The sequence below is a fragment of the Poseidonocella sp. HB161398 genome (assembly GCF_005870025.1).
Lineage (GTDB): Bacteria > Pseudomonadota > Alphaproteobacteria > Rhodobacterales > Rhodobacteraceae > Mangrovicoccus.
In genome coordinates this window covers 1-3,424 of sequence record NZ_VATA01000166.1, presented here as the reverse complement: position 1 = coordinate 3,424, position 3,424 = coordinate 1, and the positions used below count along the sequence as shown (strand labels likewise).

At 66.7% G+C, this 3,424-nt stretch carries 3 protein-coding genes and 2 pseudogenes; 2 read left to right on the top strand and 3 right to left on the bottom strand.

Annotated features, from left to right (window positions below; translation table 11 throughout):
* Positions 1 to 241: pseudogene (locus tag FGX59_RS36250) on the bottom strand (alpha/beta hydrolase); the annotation flags it as partial.
* Positions 242 to 475: 234 nt separating this feature from the next.
* Between FGX59_RS36250 and FGX59_RS36245 the strand changes: the two are divergent.
* Together FGX59_RS36245 and FGX59_RS36240 are read left to right on the top strand one after the other, a co-directional pair.
* Positions 476 to 1,462, top strand: a complete 987-nt coding sequence (locus FGX59_RS36245) for an ABC transporter substrate-binding protein (protein ID WP_171061016.1) — start codon at positions 476 to 478, stop codon at positions 1,460 to 1,462.
* Positions 1,463 to 1,466: 4 nt separating this feature from the next.
* Positions 1,467 to 2,507 (top strand): Rieske 2Fe-2S domain-containing protein, encoded by a 1,041-nt coding sequence (locus FGX59_RS36240; RefSeq protein WP_138473396.1) that lies wholly within the window; start codon positions 1,467 to 1,469, stop codon positions 2,505 to 2,507.
* Positions 2,508 to 2,839: 332 nt separating this feature from the next.
* Here the strand turns inward: FGX59_RS36240 and FGX59_RS36235 are convergent.
* Positions 2,840 to 3,094 (bottom strand): annotated as a pseudogene (locus FGX59_RS36235) (transposase); the annotation flags it as partial.
* Positions 3,095 to 3,147: 53 nt separating this feature from the next.
* A partial coding sequence (locus FGX59_RS36230; RefSeq protein WP_240722877.1) for an IS66 family transposase occupies positions 3,148 to 3,424 on the bottom strand: 277 nt, incomplete at its 5' end.

Sequence of the window (3,424 nt, the reverse complement as noted above, 5' to 3'; positions counted from 1 at the left end):
CCTCGCCCGTCAGGACGGCCGGCAGGTCGGCATTGACCGGGGCCTGCCGGGTCTGGGCCAGCCCGTGATCGCCGCCGGGATAGAGGCGCAGCGTGGCGTCCTTCAGGATCCCGGCCGTGCGCAGGGCCGGGGCGCCGACCGGCACGATCTGGTCGTCATCGCCATGGCCCGCGAGCACCGCCACGCCGATCTTCTGCAGGCGCAGCGGCAGCGTTGCCGGAAAGGCAACGGGGACGGGCAAATTTGATGGTTTCCCGGTTCCCGGCTCCGTGCCAGTCTCGGGGCATGGGGCAAGACGACAGCGCCCCGGCCCTCCTGGACAGGTAGCGCACCGGCCATGCTGGCCCGCGGCACGCGGGGCTCGGCCGGTCCGCCAAAGCGCCCGGAGGCCCGGTGCCCGCCTCCTTCCGCCGCCGCGGAAGGCCCCCTGCCCCCAATCAGAACACCCCATCCCCGACAGGAGAAAGGCAAGGCTTTGATCGTTCGCATCCGAATATCGACCTTCGCGGTCCTGGCCGCGCTCGCGGCCGCCCCGGCCATGGCGCAGGACCTCGTGCCGCTGACCTTCCAGATGAGCTGGAAGGCGCAGGCCGAGCATGGCGGCTATCACCAGGCCGCCGCCCGCGGCTATTACGAGGACTGCGGCGTCGACATGACGATCCGCGACGGCGGCCCCGGCATGGACACGGCGCAGCTGCTGACCACCGGCGCGGTCGATGTCGCGCTGGTCTCGCAGAATGACGGGGTGATGCGGCTGAACGAGGCGGGCTTCCCGGCCAGGGCGGTGATGTCCTCCTTCAGGAAGATCCCGCAGATCCTGATGTATCACGAGGGTGAAGGCATCGAGAGCCCCGCGGACATGGCCGGTCATCCGATGCTGCTGTCGCAGTCGAACCGGGTGACGATCTGGCCGTTCCTGAAGGCGAAATACGGGCTCGATGACGCCGATCTGCGCGCCTATAACGGCCAGATCGCGGTCTGGATGTCGACGCCGGGCGCGATCCAGCAGGGCTTCGTCTCCTCCGAACCCTACCGCTACAGGCAGGAGACCGGCGAGGATGCCAGCTACTTCCTGATCGCCGACATGGGCTATGTCTCGCTCGGGTCGCTGGTGGTGGTCTCGGACAAGCTGATCGAGGAGGCGCCCGAGGTGGTGCAGTGCCTCGTCAGCGCCTCGATCAAGGGCTGGCAGGACTTCCTGGAGGACCCGGCCCCCGCCAAGGCGCGCATCGCCGAACGCGACCCGAACCAGACCGACGGCCAGATGGATTTCGCCATCGACAAGATGGTCAGCGAGCACCTGCTCTACGAAAACGACCCCTCCGAGATCGGCCAGATGGATCCGGCCGCCTGGAAAGCCCATGCCGACATGCTGAAATCCCAGGGCCTGCTGCCTGCGGATTTCGACGAGACCACCTCCTACACGCTGGACTTCCTCGACGCCAGCGGCACCGAAGGCTGAAAAAATGCTGAACACCAAACAGAAAACCCTGCGCCGCTTCTGGTACGCGATCATGCCGGTGGAGCATCTCTCCGACGGGCCGAAGCCCTTCACGCTCCTCGGCGAGAACATCGTGCTCTTCCTCGACGGCGAGGGGAAGCCCGCCGCGCTGGAGGACCGCTGCTGCCACCGCACGGCGAAGCTGTCGACGGGATGGTGCAAGGACGGCAACATCGTCTGCGGCTATCACGGCTGGGAATACGACCGCACCGGCAAGCTGGTGATGGTGCCGCAATTCCCCGAGCGCCAGGCGGTGCCGAATGCCCGCACCCGCGGCTTCCACGCGCAGGAACGCTATGGCCATGTCTGGGTCGCGCTCGACGACCCGATTGCCGACATCCCGAACGTGCCCGAAGAGGAGGATGCCGATTTCCGCCGCATCCACCAGTTCTACGAGCACTGGAAGACCTCGCCCTTCCGGCTGATGGAGAACTCCTTCGACGCGGCCCATATCGCCTTCGTCCACCGCAACACCTTCGGCGACATCAACGATCCGGTGCCCGAGCAGTACGCGATCGAGGAGACCGCGGAAGGCTTCACCGCCTCGGTGCGGCAGGAGGTGGTGAACCCCGCCCATGCGCGGAAGATCACCGGCGAGCCCGCGGGCAAGACCATGCGCAACATGGTCAACAAGTGGTACGTGCCCTTCTACCGGCGGCTCGACATCGAGTATCCGTCGGGGCTGCGCCACATCATCTTCAACTGCGCGACGCCGATCGATGACGGCAACATGCAGCTGACGCAGATCCTGTTCCGCAACGACACCGAGGAGGATTGCCCCGCCGCCGATCTGGTCGCCTGGGACGAGGCCATCGTGCGCGAGGACAAGGACGTGCTGGAGACGACCGATCCCGAGGTAGTGCTGGACCTGAAGCTGCGGACCGAGCTGCACATGGTCACCGACCGCCCCGGAATGATCATGCGCAAGCGCATGCTGCAGCTCTTCGCCGAGAATGGCGAGGAAGAGTACGTGGACGGTGTCCCGGCGGTGCTCGCCGCCGAATGACGTCCCGCGATGCCCGCGGCGGGAATGGCCCGCGGGCCTTCCTCCGCACGGACCCGCGGGCGCTGGAAGATGCCCATGCGGCCGGGGATCGATCTGGCGGCCGGCCGCATGAGCGGACAGCCGGCCCCAGTAGCGCCGCGAACGGGAGCCGCGCACCCGTCTGGCGCCTCGCCTTGGCGGCACACCCCATCGCGCGCCCGGGCCCGCGAAATCCGCGAGTACGCCGGCGTCCGGTGAAGCCGCTGACCCCGAGCATGTTCGGCGCAGGCTTGCACCGGGCATCGGAAGGGTCGGCAGGTTCACTCGGACCGGTGGCGTTTACCTGCCTCCATTCCCGGCATCTCCTTCAGCGTGGCGACATCGGGCATCTGCTCCGCCAGCATCCTCTTCAGCTTTGCATTCTCAACCTCGAGCGCTTTGAGCCGCTTGGCCGCGCACACTGCCATGCCGCCATGCTTGGCGCGCCACTTGCAGAACGTGCCATCGCTCATGCCGTGCTTCCGGCAGAGCTCTGCGGCGCCCAGCCCGGCTTGGGGCTCCTTCAGGATGCCAATGATCTGCTCCTCGCTGAATCGGCTCTTCCGCATCGTCTGCCTCCTCGTCTGGAGAACAGTAAGCGGTGCTCCCGGCTCACGGGATCTCAGGTTGACGGCTTGAAATTCCATGGCAGAAGTTCGTCGATCCGCTTCTTTGGATGTCCGGCGGCAATCGCCTCGAGCGTGGCCTTGAGATAGGCGAAGGGCTCGACGCCGTTGATCTTCGCCGTCTCGATCAGCGAGGCAATGCGTCCCCAGGCACGGCCGCCTTCGTCATGGCCCGCGAAGAGGGCATTCTTGCGGTTGAGGGCCATCTCCCGTTCATTCTGCCCATGTCGGGCAGGTTCGACGCGTCCATTACCGGTGGCACGCCTATTTCGG

Bases quoted from the DNA above. Each gene is read 5' to 3' on its own strand.
- FGX59_RS36240 (WP_138473396.1), top strand. From the start codon at position 1,467: ATGCTGAACACCAAACAGAAAACCCTGCGCCGCTTCTGGTACGCGATC.